The 13,709-nt window shown below is 44.1% G+C and carries 15 protein-coding genes and 1 tRNA gene; 10 read left to right on the top strand and 6 right to left on the bottom strand.

Annotated elements, in window-relative coordinates:
- Positions 1-11: 11 nt before the first annotated feature.
- A complete protein-coding gene (locus tag ABJ081_07540) occupies positions 12-1,568 on the bottom strand; it encodes a helicase HerA-like C-terminal domain-containing protein (GenBank protein MEP6356518.1) in 1,557 nt (518 codons plus the stop codon).
- A 242-nt stretch (positions 1,569-1,810) separates the two neighbouring features.
- On the opposite strand from ABJ081_07540, the gene ABJ081_07535 reads away from it, so the two are divergent.
- A complete protein-coding gene (locus tag ABJ081_07535; GenBank protein MEP6356517.1) occupies positions 1,811-2,221 on the top strand; it encodes a DUF2267 domain-containing protein in 411 nt (136 codons plus the stop codon).
- A gap of 154 nt (positions 2,222-2,375) precedes the next feature.
- Complete coding sequence (locus ABJ081_07530; protein ID MEP6356516.1) at positions 2,376-3,785, top strand: TIGR03808 family TAT-translocated repetitive protein; 1,410 nt, start codon at positions 2,376-2,378, stop codon at positions 3,783-3,785.
- Here the strand turns inward: ABJ081_07530 and ABJ081_07525 are convergent.
- Positions 3,765-4,787 carry an asparaginase gene (locus tag ABJ081_07525; protein MEP6356515.1) on the bottom strand — a complete coding sequence of 341 codons (1,023 nt, stop codon included), beginning with the start codon at positions 4,785-4,787 and terminating at the stop codon, positions 3,765-3,767. The genes ABJ081_07530 and ABJ081_07525 overlap by 21 nt on opposite strands.
- Before the next feature lie 500 nt (positions 4,788-5,287).
- Between ABJ081_07525 and ABJ081_07520 the strand changes: the two genes are divergently transcribed.
- Positions 5,288-6,046: a hypothetical protein gene (locus tag ABJ081_07520; protein ID MEP6356514.1), complete on the top strand. Its 759-nt coding sequence runs from the start codon at positions 5,288-5,290 to the stop codon at positions 6,044-6,046.
- A complete protein-coding gene (locus ABJ081_07515; protein MEP6356513.1) occupies positions 6,046-6,831 on the top strand; it encodes a hypothetical protein in 786 nt (261 codons plus the stop codon). The genes ABJ081_07520 and ABJ081_07515 overlap by 1 nt, the downstream gene beginning before the upstream one ends.
- A 26-nt stretch (positions 6,832-6,857) precedes the next feature.
- On the opposite strand, the gene ABJ081_07510 is transcribed toward ABJ081_07515, so the two are convergent.
- Together ABJ081_07510 and ABJ081_07505 are read right to left on the bottom strand one after the other, a co-directional pair.
- Positions 6,858-7,598, bottom strand: a complete 741-nt coding sequence (locus ABJ081_07510; protein ID MEP6356512.1) for a DUF6716 putative glycosyltransferase — start codon at positions 7,596-7,598, stop codon at positions 6,858-6,860.
- 107 nt (positions 7,599-7,705) lie between these two features.
- Positions 7,706-8,443, bottom strand: coding sequence for a sulfotransferase family 2 domain-containing protein (locus ABJ081_07505; GenBank protein MEP6356511.1), 738 nt, complete (start codon positions 8,441-8,443; stop codon positions 7,706-7,708).
- On the opposite strand from ABJ081_07505, the gene ABJ081_07500 reads away from it, so the two are divergent.
- Positions 8,424-9,359, top strand: a complete 936-nt coding sequence (locus tag ABJ081_07500; protein MEP6356510.1) for a glycosyltransferase — start codon at positions 8,424-8,426, stop codon at positions 9,357-9,359. The genes ABJ081_07505 and ABJ081_07500 overlap by 20 nt on opposite strands.
- 1 nt (position 9,360) lies before the next feature.
- A complete protein-coding gene (locus ABJ081_07495) occupies positions 9,361-9,960 on the top strand; it encodes a hypothetical protein (protein MEP6356509.1) in 600 nt (199 codons plus the stop codon).
- A gap of 221 nt (positions 9,961-10,181) precedes the next feature.
- On the opposite strand, the gene ABJ081_07490 is transcribed toward ABJ081_07495, so the two are convergent.
- A tRNA-Gln gene (locus ABJ081_07490) sits at positions 10,182-10,256 on the bottom strand.
- 138 nt (positions 10,257-10,394) lie between these two features.
- Between ABJ081_07490 and ABJ081_07485 the strand changes: the two genes are divergently transcribed.
- Positions 10,395-11,318: an MBL fold metallo-hydrolase gene (locus ABJ081_07485; GenBank protein ID MEP6356508.1), complete on the top strand. Its 924-nt coding sequence runs from the start codon at positions 10,395-10,397 to the stop codon at positions 11,316-11,318.
- 18 nt (positions 11,319-11,336) lie between these two features.
- On the opposite strand, the gene ABJ081_07480 is transcribed toward ABJ081_07485, so the two are convergent.
- On the bottom strand, positions 11,337-12,080 hold the full coding sequence (locus ABJ081_07480; protein ID MEP6356507.1) for an SOS response-associated peptidase: 744 nt from the start codon (positions 12,078-12,080) through the stop codon (positions 11,337-11,339).
- 90 nt (positions 12,081-12,170) lie between these two features.
- Between ABJ081_07480 and ABJ081_07475 the strand changes: the two genes are divergently transcribed.
- Genes ABJ081_07475 through ABJ081_07465 form a run of 3 tightly spaced genes read left to right on the top strand, consistent with a single transcriptional unit; the run spans position 12,171 to position 13,593 of the window.
- Positions 12,171-12,668, top strand: a complete 498-nt coding sequence (locus tag ABJ081_07475; GenBank protein ID MEP6356506.1) for a hypothetical protein — start codon at positions 12,171-12,173, stop codon at positions 12,666-12,668.
- A 42-nt stretch (positions 12,669-12,710) separates the two neighbouring features.
- Entirely contained in the window at positions 12,711-13,139 is a 429-nt protein-coding gene (locus ABJ081_07470) for an NUDIX hydrolase (GenBank protein MEP6356505.1), read from the top strand.
- A 43-nt stretch (positions 13,140-13,182) separates the two neighbouring features.
- The gene (locus ABJ081_07465) at positions 13,183-13,593 is read left to right on the top strand and encodes a TIGR02301 family protein (protein ID MEP6356504.1); all 411 of its coding nucleotides are present in this window, start codon (positions 13,183-13,185) and stop codon (positions 13,591-13,593) included.
- Positions 13,594-13,709 lie beyond the last annotated feature (116 nt).

Below are 13,709 nucleotides of genomic sequence, written 5' to 3'. Positions count from 1 at the left end.
CCTATCTTGTTTTATCTTCCGCCCTTAAGGCTACCAAGAATACCGCGTACAAGGGCTCGCCCAATCGAAGATGCAACAGATCGCGCGACTGACTTCATCGCGGTTTCCGCCACAGACTGGCGCTTCGAGCGACGGCGCGTTTTACGACGTGATTTTCTTGTTGGGCGATCATCACGATAACCATCGTCATCGCGGTAGCCAGAACGTGAGCGTTTCATACGGCCTTTTTCTTCGCGCTCTTTTTCTTCCTGCAGGCGCTGCTTTTCTTCAAGTTCAGCCTTTTTAGCTGCTCGGCCTTTTAAAATTTCATAGGCAGATTCGCGATCCTGCGCTTCATCATAAAGACCATAGATCGGACTATTCTTGATAGTCTTATTGCGTTCAGAAACAGTTAGAGGACCAAGACGCGAGGATGGCGGACGGATCAATGTGCGCTGAACGATAGACGGCACGCCTTTACGCTCCAAGGTAGAAACAAGCGCTTCACCCACTCCCAGCTCCATAATCACATCATAGGCATCGAAATCAGGGTTAGGTCGGAAAGTGCCAGCGGCCACTTTAACGGCTTTTTGCTCGCGTGGCGTATAGGCCCGCAGCGCATGCTGTATGCGATTACCCAATTGCGAGAGAACTCCATCTGGCACATCAAGCGGATTTTGTGTCACAAAATAAACGCCAACCCCTTTGGAGCGGATGAGTTTCACCACTTGCTCGACTTTTGCAACAAGTGCTTTTGGTGCTTCATCAAACAACAAATGCGCTTCATCAAAAAAGAAGACAAGGCGCGGTTTTTCCGGATCGCCAACTTCTGGTAATTCTTCAAATAGTTCGGATAGAAGCCATAAAAGGAAGGTCGCATAAAGACGCGGCGAGCCCATTAATTTATCAGCAGCCAGAATATTCACCAGCCCTTTGCCGGAGCGGTCAGTGCGCATGATTTCCATAATATCAAGGGCTGGCTCACCGAAAAAATCTTCGCCGCCCTGCTCTTCCAGCACCAGCAATTGACGCTGGATTGCACCGATTGAAGCCTTGGAAACATTGCCGTATTCCGCCGATATTTCACCCGCGCGATCAGCCAAATTCACCAAAAGTGCACGCAGGTCTTTCATATCAAGCAGAAGAAGACCTTCATCATCCGCAATCTTGAAAGCAATGTTCAAAACACCTTCTTGTGTCGGATTAAGTTCCATCAAACGCGAAAGCAATAAGGGACCCATTTCGGATACTGTCGTGCGGATGGGGTGGCCTTGTTCGCCAAATAAATCCCAAAAAACAGTTGGGAATGAGCCGAACTCATATTCATCCGTGAAGCCAATGTCGGCGGCGCGTTTTTCTAGAAAATCTTTATATTCGCCCTCGGCGCTCAGGCCCGACAAGTCGCCTTTGACGTCTGCACAAAAAACAGGAACCCCGGCGCTGGAGAACCCTTCGGTCAAGATTTGCAGCGTGACTGTCTTACCAGTGCCCGTGGCGCCGGTTATCAAACCGTGCCGATTGGCGCGTTTGAGATCTAGATATTCTCCCTTCACACTCGTGCCGAGATAAATCATTCCATCTTTAAACATCAAAACGCCCTCCAATTTATGGCCACACAATAAACATATGCTCTAGGATATATACGGATGCATCTGGTTTCAGCAACGGTACTTATCATTTTTATGAGTGAAAATACAATTTGGAGTATATAGCGCGGCTCGCGATACAACTTTATCCTTGTTTCATACTCAACAACATGATTTTCTCTCACTGAGACTAATGCGAGTCTATTAAAGACACAAAGCTTATGAATTTAAAAATGGAGAACACTATGGAAGAACTTATTGGTCGCATCGTTAGCAATGTTGGTATTGATGAGGGATTGGCGCAAAAAGCGGTCGGCATGATTTTAGGATTTCTGCAGCAAGAAGGCCCAGAAGATAAAGTATCTTCACTTATGGGTGCTTTACCCGGTGCTGAGGATTTGATTTCAGCCGCTTCCGGTGGCGGTGGCGGTGGCGGTGGCCTAATGGGCGCTGTTGGTGGCCTTATGGGCGGCGGCGGCGGTGGCGGTGGCGGTGGCGCCATGGCACTTATGGGCCAGCTCACCGGTGCAGGCCTTGGTATGGGCGATGTACAGGGCGTTGCAGGCGAAGTTATGGGCTTTGCTAAAGAAAAAGCTGGCGAAGATACCGTAGCCGAAATTGTCGGTGCCATTCCTGGTCTTGATCAATTCGTCTAAGCTAACACACCTTTAGAGAACTCAAAGGCCGGGAAACCGGCCTTTTTTTATGTGTTGACGTTCTAGGATCAGAAGATTGCCACCCTTTCACTCTCCAATTGACCTGTTAAAATAGAAACGAATGTGAATCGCATTGAATAGGCACAAATAGACAGTGGATATAAACCTAAAATTTTCCAGACGTGAGCTTTTATCAAAGGCTACTTTTGCTGGCGCGGCACTGACCATTAGCCCATCGCTCGCATTACCAATGTTTTCCAAGAATCCGCTCAATATTCCCACTGATGCTTTTAAGAGCCATATGATCAATGCACAAGCAGGCGGTGTGGTTCCTGGGTCTCGTGAGGACCAAAGTGCGAACTTTCAAAAGCTATTAAATCAGTCAGCCGAACAGGATGTCCCGATTTTTTTGCCGGGCGGCGTTTATAAAGTTGGTGGCCTTGTTTTTCCGCGCCGAACACGCATCATCGGTGTTCCTGGTTCAACCCGTCTTACTTTTAACGGGCGTAATTTTTTGGCTCGTGCAGAACGCGCTGACCTCATCCATGTTCACGGGATCATTTTCGATGGTTTAAGTTTACCTTTATCTGAAAATGGGCAAGGTCTTTTAACGCTCAATACCGTTCGTGATTTGCGCGTGAGTGCCTGTGATTTTGTCGGTAGCGGTCTCCATGGCCTAGATATGACAGGTGCAGGAGGCACAGTCAGCGGTTGTTATTTTCATTCCATCAGAGACACCGCAATTTTCTCCAAACAAAGCACCGGCATGACAATCACCGACAATTCTATTTCTGAATGCGGTAATGGCGGTATTTTAGTCCATCGTTTCACACTCGGTGATGATGGGTCAGTTGTCAGCAATAACCGGATTGAGAACATAAAATCCACCAATGGCGGCACGGGGCAATGGGGTAACGGGATCAATATTTATCAGGCCCATAACGTCATGGTGTCTAACAATCGCATATCAAATTGCGCCTTTTCATCCGTACGGGCCAATGCCGGCCATAACATACAAATTCTTGGTAACAGCTGCTCTAATTCAGGCGAAACGGCGCTTTATGGCGAATTTAGCTTTGAAGGTGCTGTTGTGAGCAACAATATCGTAGATGGTGGCACCATTGGTATCTCGCTGGCTAATTTCAATGAAGGCGGGCGGCTTGCAACGGTGACCGGCAATATAATCCGCAATCTCACAAACAAGCTCCCTTACAAAGACAGTGGAGATTTTAAACCTGGCATTGGCATTTATGCTGAAGCCGATACGGTGATTACAGGCAATGCGGTGGAGAATGTGCCACAAGCAGGTATCCATGTTGGTTGGGGTGAGTTTTGTCGCAATGTGGTCGTTAGCCAGAATGTCATCCGCGCAGCACCATGGGGCGTGACAGCCAGCGTTGTTAAGGGTGCGAGAGACGTCATTATAAAGGATAACGTGTTCGGCAATATCTCAAAACAGGCGATCACAGGTTTTGAATGGATCAAGCCAGTTACAAAAGAACTCTTGGGCGCACGGCGCACAGGTTTTAATCATCTATCTGTTTCAGGCAACAGATTGTCTTAGTCGTTTAACAAGACCATCCACCACACGCACCGACCCGACAGCCCAGCCATTTCGATTTTTCAATGTGCTGGCCAGATAAGGCGCCAATAGATCCCGCCCCTCGGCAAACACAGCTGCCAGAGCGCCCGCCATCATAGCTTCCGATGCTCTTGTTGTGCCGTCTTCGCATTTCAGCGCAATACCAAGTCCAAGGCTTGGGATCATTCCTGCATAGACCCCTTCTGCACCAGTCTTTATGAGCGCTTTATGCCCAAGGAGTTCCATCACATTCGTATCAAAGCGCTTTGTGCCAGCAATGAGATAAGGATGCTTTGTGCAAGCGTTATGAATATCGCGCGCTGCTTTGTCGCGTCCTGTACCCATGTCACTGGCAGCCGCAAAGCGGGCGAAAGCGTGGGCGAGATTTTTTAAAGGCAGAGCATAAGTAGGAATGGAACACCCATCTGTTGCTATAGTAGCTGGATCCTTAATGTCATAGCCTGTGAGAACTTCCAAAATTCCTTTAAGCTCACGTTGGGCGGGATGCTCGGGCTTCACATAGCCCTCAATCTTTTCACCCAAATGATGAGTCGCGCATATGAAGCCTGCATGTTTGCCTGAGCAATTGTTATGGCGTGCATCGGGCTTTTGATCCGCTTTTATCAAGGCACCACGATCTGCAGGCAAAACGGGCCACTGAGAACCGCACTCAAGACATTCATAAGTCAAACCGGCTTTGCCAAGCAGGATGACAATACCAGCGGCATGCGCCTGCTCGCCATTGTGCGATGAACACGCCAGCGCTAGCTCTTCATCACTTAGGCCATATTTTTCCACCGCGCCACTCTCAGCCAAATAAAGCGCTTGAAGTGGTTTAATGGCAGAACGCGGGAAAATGGGTTTGTGCGTATCGCCAATATCAACAAGCACCGCGCCGCTAGCATCAACAATTGATATGGCGCCACGATGTACGCTCTCAACAAAGTCACCGCGCATAACCTCGACCAAAATAGGATTATCCACGTAACCTCACAAGCCAATAACGATACATCACCAATGTCATCTGACAAGCCGATGGTAAAGTCAATCAGCGATGCTCGATAATTGGGTAAGCCTGTAAGCTGCTATTAACAGCTCAAAACGGAACCGCCGCCCAAAAAATCATCCCCCCGGTTTTTTTGAGGTACTGGATTACGAGAGTTTGGAACTTTTTAACACGCGAATTACGTAAGTTATTGAAGTGGTCGCAGTAAATTTTATCTGACTTAGGAGTTTGAGCTTGAATAAGCCCTAGCGTTTGTTCAGGCGTCAAAAAACTAATTGTAATAACTGAGATTTTCCAAAAACTGTCCTCATATATATATATCCAAGATCAAATGTAACGCCTTGAGGTCTGATAGGAAAAAAGCTGGTGAGCGAAAAGTGGATAAATTCGTTGATGGTGAGTTAGATTTAAGCGCGTTTGATCTTTTCTATTTTTGATTTACGATCAAATCATCATTACGGATATTTTGTGAATAATTTTGACGAGCATTAAAAATAGATATGTAGTTTCTGCTCCACGTAGTGGTCTGAACTGGCTACGTTTTTGCGTTGAAAAACTTTATGGAATTCCCACGCCAGGCAAAAAAATCCTCATTGACCCTGTTGATGATGCGGAAATCGCGTTTACACGCTCTCATGATCCCTTATGCATTAGCAAAAGAAAAACAGGGCGTATTGCATGGCGCAAAATTGAAGTTGAAGATACTGCCAATGCAAAAACCTTATTGATATTGCGGGACCCTTTGGAAGTATTTGTTCGCATGGCGAACAAGCGGTTTAAACCATTTAGAGTATACCTTGGAAACCTTCATTTTTTCTCACAAGCTAAAGGTGAGAGGTTGTGTATCCATTATGAAGACCTCATCTCTAATCCAGAGACAATGTACGCTGCATTAAAGTTCCTTGATTTACCAACCGCAGAAAAATTTGAAGGCATAGATGGAAAGACATTGGATGATAATTGGGAGCAATTAAATACTCAAAGCCGAGAGCTGTATGACAAAAACCAAGTGCGTGGCGGAGGATCAAAAACAAAGCTTGTTACTGACAAATTCACGCATCATCAAAAAAGCCTCACCCAAAACCAGAAGTTGAAAGTCTGGTATTTTCTGAAACAAGAATTGACTATAGAAGAGCTAAAACTTCTTGTACGTTATCAGCCTCCATATTTAGATAATCCACTCAGTGTTTGGCAGAAATGTAGACTTCTATTTTGGCGTTTGAATTGGCTTGATTGATGAAATCCAGAGCGCGAATCTTTATCAGTGATTTTAAGCGATTAATGCGAGCATCTCGAGCAAGGGAAAAATTTGCTCTGTTACGGATTCATAAAACTGCTAGCCAGTCATTCAGGGCAACATTCAGAAACTGCTATAAGAATTCAGAAGATGCTAAGTTAAACTTTGCTGGTGTGGTTTCTCTTGAAAAAATAGCAAACAAAAGATTTGTCTCCCCGCACATGACCGTGCAGCAGTGGCTTGATTTGGAGGTGGATAATGATTGGAAGGTCGGTGTAACGCTACGAGAACCAAGGGAGAGATTGCGCTCTAGCTATCGTTATTTCCGTCAAAAACCGGATTCCAATCCAACCGGTGTAGGAACTCTATTGAGGAAAATGGACTACACAACATTTCTTAAGAGTGACGATCCCGTAATATTGGGTTTGAAAGATAATATTATTACAAAATTTATTGGTGGCGGTTCTTTTGGCGATGCTGCAATTGGCAGAAACCAAGTAAATCTTCCAAATCAAATTAGTATCTTAGAGGCAAAAGAACTAGCGTTTAAGCGTCTGGCATCAGGATACATTATCCCACTGATACTTGAATGCGCGCCGCGCTCTATACAAAATGCTTCTACAATATTGGGTATTAAAAGACAGCCTCGGATTGGTTGGGTAAATCGGAGCAAAGATAAACAAATAGTTGAATATTCAGAAGAAATTATGATGCTGGAAAACAGATACATAGAACATGATATGGAAGTTTATGAATGCGCAAATGATATTCTTAAACTTGTCTAAGGTCTGAACTCAATTGAGTTTAGACCCTAACTGCTTGCAAGATATTGTACTGCATGACGCCATGCAGAGCCATCAGCTAACTCATGTAATGTCCATTGTCGCCACGCCAGATCATGACACCACTGCGTCCGATCTGGATATTTCAAAGGCTCGTCCAAGGATCGAGATCCCATTGGAGCTGCAACTGATCCATCACTAAAAATTACTGTTGGAATTCCAGCAAGCACTGCTTCAACTGCCGTTGTTGAACTGAAGGTAACAACAAAATCACAATTATCAAATGCTTGCTGCAAGCTGCCCGATGCAAGCACCGCTCCTTCAGGTGTCGCAGTTTGCGCGTTAGGATGGGGTCTGAATATTATAGAAGCTCCCATCGCTTTTAACTTCTGTACCGTGTCCTGCAACCAACAGTGCATGTCTGCTCCCTCAAGTGAAGCATCACCAGGAACTTGCCCGATGAGTAATGCTCTATTTCCTGAAGGCTTTCGCCAAGGCTTCAAATGATGGGAAAAGTACTTCTCAAATCGTTGACCAGAATCAGGCGCTTTGGGGAAATACCCTCGTCCATTAAATCCGTCCCATGAGAGGCTTACCCAATCATTACGTGGTTGAATAAAACCACGTTCGAGAACAAGCAGATGGTTTCCCTGCGTTTGCTGAGCAGCGATAACCTGCAACTGCTTCCAAGACCAAATGATAGCAACCTTAGCATTACAAGGTTTGTTATATTTTCCAATGACGATGTCACCAGTGCCAGATAGTCTCATCCCTTGCTGTAATACTTTTCCAGATTCATATTGATGCCAACTTCGCTTCAGGCGTCTCCATGAATTAGGCCATGGCCATCCTTTTGGATAGGTATAAAACGCAAGCTTCACAATGCCATCTCATAATCAAAATTCTTAAAATCATCTACTGCCATCTTGTCTGCAAGTTTCTTGCTTTCATCGCAATATAAGTCATGCCAATCCATATTTGATTTTGATTTATTTCGTTGTTCCAGTTTGGGAATTGAGATGCTAGATCGTTTTGTAATTTCATCTCTTATTATTTCCCATTGCGTAGAGAGTGCTTCAAATTTGTAGTAGGAGAGATCAGGCAAATATCCCATTTTTGAAACAAGTCTGCTTTGCGGAGCAAAATGTTCGTTTCGTGCGTCCAAGGGCCACATGTTTAACATCTTCATGTAACGAAAAAAGCTATCTTCTTTCTTCAATCCCATCCGACGTAATGGCCTTAATACCTCATGCCGATTTACAAGCTTATCCAAATAAGCAGACGCAAATCTAGAGTAAGGATTACGCACTACGCAAAAAACAAACCAGTCATTTGAAAAGTCGTTTCTCAAAAATTGTCTTAGATTTAATTCCTCAAATCCTTCAAATTCCTGAATCCTAGAAACACTTGATGGTTTGATATTGATGAGAGGTAACAATGCTGCACGAATTGAGGAATTTGCGCATTTAGGTATGGGAACGTAAGCAATTTTATAATTTCGAAAGATTATAACTCGCGCTTCAGTATAATTTTTCCTAAATGGAGTGAATTGTCTTAGATGGGATTTCATAACTCGAGCATAATCAGAAATATGCATGTTTATCGAGTTGCTCATAAGAGATATTCCTATCAATTTTGATTGCATATTATCTCTAAAAATTGTTATTTATAACAAACATGGAGTTATATATTTGAAAATAAGTGTCATTATATCAACCTATAATTCATCTGAACTTTTAATAAAAGCACTCTGTGGGTATGAAGCTCAAACAGATAAAGATTTTGAAATTATAGTTGCAGATGACGGGTCCGATGTCGCTCATCGTGAGCGCTATGAAAAATATGCATCTGAACTGAAAATACCTGTTTCTTATGTATGGCACCCTGACGAAGGGTTCAGAAAAAATCGAATATTGAATCAGGCAATTATTGCATCACAAGGTGAATATTTGTTGTTCACGGATGGAGACTGCATTCCAGAACCTGATTTTTTGGTCTGTCATCGTAACAATGCTGAAAGAGGAAGATTTCTGTCAGGTGGTGCCTGTAGGTTACGAGCGGATGTTTCAGCCAAAATTGGGTTTTCAGAAATCAACCTTGGTCTTCCTTTCAAGGTTTTGAAAATGATGCAGATGGGTAGATTACACAGTACATTTTTTATCAAGATGGGCGCTAAAAACATTGGTATCAACGCGATACTTGACAAATTAGTACCAGTCAAAATGACCTTTAATGGTGGCAATTCATCATGTTGGAAAAAGGATGCTATTGCCATTGGCGGTTTTGATGAACGAATGGGATATGGCGGCGAAGATTGTGAATTTGGCTTTCGACTTAAAAACTACGGAATACAACCCAAACGCATCCGATACTCAGCAAGGTGTGTTCATCTTGAACACAGTCGAGAGTATTATAATAAGGATATTCACCAATCTAATTCGCAAATAATTAAAAGAACAATTCACAGTAAGCATACTGTAACTAAATATGGCTTGAACAATTCTGCACCCACACAAACAACAGAAGCATAAAATGGCATTACCATCACATAGCATCGCTATTGTTGGCAACGCACCCATTACGAGGGAAATGCAGGATTTGATCGCTGATTATGACAAGATCGTAAGATTCAACCGACCACCAGAATCCCACTACCACCATGATATGCGGACTGACGTTCTTGTTATTGCTAATACAGCTAAGAATATGGCAACTGCACTTCGCAAAGACAATTACCAAAACAGCATTGTTTTTCAGTCTGCAGAACGTATCTTACTGTCATACCACCCTGAGGTAATACGTAAATATATGCCGCGCCCGAACCCACTTTCTTGGTTAAAAGGACGTAGAAGGGATTATACACCACGCTGGCTAAAGATTAGTGAAGAGCATAGCAAACCGGTTAGCATTCTACCCGCCGATCTATACGAACATGCGTGTCAAAAACTTGAAATCAAAAACAGCGAAAAAAAGCGACTGGTACCCAGTAGTGGGGTATTGACGATTATGCATATGTTAGAAGATTCCAAAGCAAAAATTGATTTATTCGGATTTGATTTTGCAGGATGGAAATATCACAAGTGGGATGCAGAAAAAAAATTAGTCGAGCAAAAAATAAATCAAAACCCATGAAAGTCTCACCAGTTCTTTGAGGCTGACTTTGAGTGTTCTCAATCAAAGCGGATGTACTCACCATCATATTTGGTCAAACTGTTAGCGCCGCAAAGGCTCTTCCAGACTATTTGGGGGAAGCCGTTATTAAAGGCGCAACATTAGTCTCAGTGTCAGAATGAATAAGGAAAACCGGGGCATTTCCGGCGGAAAACACAATTAATACAATAATATCAAAGTGTTGGCTGGGGTGGTAGGATTCGAACCTACGGTACACGCTACCAAAAAGCGTTGCCTTACCGCTTGGCTACACCCCAACAAATCAACGCTAATCGCGTGACGCTGTTGGGATATAGACTCATTGCGTTTGCTTCGCAACGGTTGAAAGCATATGAAATCAACTTTTTTCTACAAAATTGAACAAGGCGCCTTGATAAAGCCGTAGCCAAAAAACAATGCCATCGCTAAAAGACTATATGGAGCTAAAACAGACCTTCAAACCACACCACGGGGAATTAGTCGGGCTAACCGATCAATTAAGCCGTATCACCGCGCCAAATAGTGGTCCATTTACGTTTCACGGCACCAATACCTATCTGGTTGGCAAAGACAGTGTTGCTATAATAGATCCTGGGCCAATCATTGATGATCACATCTCAGCCATCATAAAAGCTGTGGGGAACCGGCCTGTCACACATATTATTGTGACACATACCCACGCAGATCATTCACCCGCCGCTAAAACTCTAGCAAAACATTTCAATGCAGCAACATTTGGCGAAGGCCAGCATCGACCTTCGCGCGATCTGTATCTGGGTGAGAGCAATCCTCTTGATGCCAGCGCCGATAAAGAATTCAACCCCGATGTTATAGTGACAGACGGAGAAATCATTGCCGGAGAAGGCTGGACGTTAGAAGCCGTTGCCACGCCCGGACATACGGCAAATCATCTGACCTTTTGCCTCAAAGAGGAGAACATTCTCTTGTCTGGCGATCATGTGATGGCGTGGTCCACCTCGATTGTTGCACCACCCGATGGATCCATGTCTGACTTCATGGCCTCGCTAGATGTGCTCATGGCGCGTGATGAACATCTTTTCTTTCCTGGCCATGGCGGACGTGTTGAAAAGCCTGACAAGTTCATGCGTGGGCTCAAAACGCATCGACTGATGCGTGAGGCCAGTATTCTTGATCGATTGCAGGCTGGCGATCGCAACATTCCTGATATGGTGAAGGTGATGTATGCGACCACTAATCCTAAGCTACACGGCGCGGCTGGCCTTTCAGTTTTGGCCCATTTAGAAGACTTAGTCGCGCGCGGTCTTGTGGAAACACAGGGACCGCCCGCCATTGATGGGGTTTTCGCACCGAAAGCTTAACCTCAAACAAGCATCCATTTAAAACAGAGATAGCTGAGGCGATGGCTCATTTTTTTCAGGCGCGTTCTCCTCCTTTGTTATCTCATCTTTCTTTTTAAGATCAATCGCGTTTTGAAGCGATGGCTCATCAAATCGAGCAGAGTTCACTCTGTCTGATATAGGTCTAATATCATAAAGCCCCGTCTGTGCATTATCATAAAATGCCCCGACATCCTTTGCAGAATAGTTTGTGCAATCAAGCCACATTTCCGCTTTTTCTGGCGAAACCAAAACCGGCATACGGTGGTGGATTGCTGCGATATCTGCGCTTGCTGCCGTTGTCAAAAAACAAGCCGTATCTATTTCGCTTCCATTGGCTGAGGCATAGGTTTCAAAAATACCCGCATAACCGACAACACCATCGTGTTTAGGCTTGATGTAATAAGGTGTTTTGACGCCTCCCTTACGATGCCATTCATAAAACCCATCCGCTGGAATGATGCATCGCCTATGACGTATTGCCGATTTGAACGATGGCTTATGCAAAACGCTTTCACTGCGTGCATTTATAATCAATGAGAAATCTTTTGGGTCTTTCACCCATGACGGCACAAAGCCCCAACGCATGAGACGCATTTGCCGCTGCCCAAACTCCTGAAAAATAACAGAAATCGGTTGTGTTGGTGCAATATTGTAGCGAGGGGGCGCTTTGTCTTCACACTCACATCCAAACACGCTGGCAGCTGTTGCCAATTCTGTGGTTAAAGTAAAGCGACCGCACATTGATAAATTCTGCCTATTTGTTTACCGAATCTTTTGATTCTCGATATAGAATTTAATTTCCAGAATGGAACTTAGCGGGCTTAATAAATTATGGTACAATTCAATAATGAAAATCTAGAAGACTTGATTTCAGACCAGAAGGTCCATCAAACTCTAATTGATAATAACGTCAACCTTGTATCAGGTTTGGCCACAAACTATCTCAATCATTATATAGAAATTTTGCTTCTTATTGAAATGTTGCCAGACATGCGCGAATGTTTTGAGGATATTCGAACATGGAAGCCAATGTCATATTGTGAGCATGCAGCATGTAGCGAATTACCGAATAGCGACTTGGTGCTTAAAGTATACGATTCGGTAGATGCTCAACGACGTAAAAATTTAAGCACTATCGCACATGAGGCCGATAAAGCCCTCACGAGCTTTGTCAATCGCGCCGGCACCGCTCTTGATTTGAATGATGCAAATTTACTCAAAGAAATAGCTATAGAAGCCAAAGAGTATCTGACACCCATTATTGAGCGTATGACAGGTGTGATTACACCAAGCGCAAAGACCACAACACCATTTGTTAGTACCCTTTAAAGCTCAACCCGCTTCACCTTTTTAGAAAAGTAGCACGCTAAAATGTCTGGCGTCTCATTTGATCAAAAACCAGTTCTTGGTGTCAGTGCCCTCCTTACGCATGAGGACTATGTTCTGCTTGCAAAACGCGGCAAAGAACCTTCTAAAGGGCTTTGGAGCTTGCCTGGCGGCAAACTTGAACGCGGTGAAACGCTTGTTAAAGCAGCCGCTCGTGAAGTGTTTGAAGAAACTGGAATTAATGTTGAAGGTCTGGTCTTTGTCGAATTCGTTGAGCTCATCAAAATAGATTATCACTTTGTGATCGCCGTATTCATGGCACACCTAGCGGATAAACAGCCGCCCCAAGCTGGTGATGATGCAATTGATGCACGGTGGATTAGCCAAATAGAAATAAAAGCATTGGATGCAGACAGCAAAATAACTTCAGGGACTTTTGACCGCATAAGCCGATTAACCACGCACACGTCATAATCAAGCTTTGACATAAAACCCCTTTTTCGATTACCGATATTGCATGATAAAAATTTCAAAACTTTTTCTGACAGCAATACTGGCCTTTGTTATCATTGGGCTGCCTAATAAATACTCGGCGGGAATGGATGTATTTGCGCAAACAGAAAAAACACCTGTTTATGAAAGTCGTTTGTTGCGACTTTCAGAAATTATTGGATCTATCCATTTCTTGAGCCTGTTATGCAAGCCTGACGATGGGCTGGTCTGGCATAATAAAATGAATGAAATGCTGGAAGCCGAAGAACCAAGCGAATTACGCCGCGCGCGGTTGGTCGCACGTTTTAATTCTGGCTTCAGCAGTTTTCAGGCGACATACCGCAGATGCACGCCATCAGCGCAAAAAGCGCTAGATCGATATATAGCGGAAGCTCAGGTTATCGTTCAAAATTTGACTTCTGACTTTACCGGCTGAACGAGAAATACTAAATATACTAATAATATCAATTGACTACACTCTTTTATTCCAATGTCTCTTCGGATATTAACCTTCACTTCATAATTGCCACACGGCATCAAAAACTGGTGGTA

It is taken from the genome of Hyphomicrobiales bacterium, from assembly GCA_039989895.1.
Classification (GTDB): domain Bacteria; phylum Pseudomonadota; class Alphaproteobacteria; order Rhizobiales; family JACESI01; genus JACESI01.
Note: the sequence above shows the minus strand (reverse complement) of the source record. Positions and strands in the feature narration are given on the sequence as shown.

Coding starts and splice junctions, on each gene's coding strand:
- ABJ081_07540 (MEP6356518.1), bottom strand. CDS start 1,568: ATGTTTAAAGATGGAATGATTTATCTCGGCACGAGTGTGAAGGGAGAA.
- ABJ081_07535 (MEP6356517.1), top strand. CDS start 1,811: ATGGAAGAACTTATTGGTCGCATCGTTAGCAATGTTGGTATTGATGAG.
- ABJ081_07515 (MEP6356513.1), top strand. CDS start 6,046: ATGAAATCCAGAGCGCGAATCTTTATCAGTGATTTTAAGCGATTAATG.
- ABJ081_07510 (MEP6356512.1), bottom strand. CDS start 7,598: ATGAGACTATCTGGCACTGGTGACATCGTCATTGGAAAATATAACAAA.
- ABJ081_07500 (MEP6356510.1), top strand. CDS start 8,424: ATGTTTATCGAGTTGCTCATAAGAGATATTCCTATCAATTTTGATTGC.
- ABJ081_07505 (MEP6356511.1), bottom strand. CDS start 8,443: ATGAGCAACTCGATAAACATGCATATTTCTGATTATGCTCGAGTTATG.
- ABJ081_07495 (MEP6356509.1), top strand. CDS start 9,361: ATGGCATTACCATCACATAGCATCGCTATTGTTGGCAACGCACCCATT.
- ABJ081_07485 (MEP6356508.1), top strand. CDS start 10,395: ATGCCATCGCTAAAAGACTATATGGAGCTAAAACAGACCTTCAAACCA.
- ABJ081_07480 (MEP6356507.1), bottom strand. CDS start 12,080: ATGTGCGGTCGCTTTACTTTAACCACAGAATTGGCAACAGCTGCCAGC.
- ABJ081_07475 (MEP6356506.1), top strand. CDS start 12,171: ATGGTACAATTCAATAATGAAAATCTAGAAGACTTGATTTCAGACCAG.
- ABJ081_07470 (MEP6356505.1), top strand. CDS start 12,711: ATGTCTGGCGTCTCATTTGATCAAAAACCAGTTCTTGGTGTCAGTGCC.
- ABJ081_07465 (MEP6356504.1), top strand. CDS start 13,183: ATGATAAAAATTTCAAAACTTTTTCTGACAGCAATACTGGCCTTTGTT.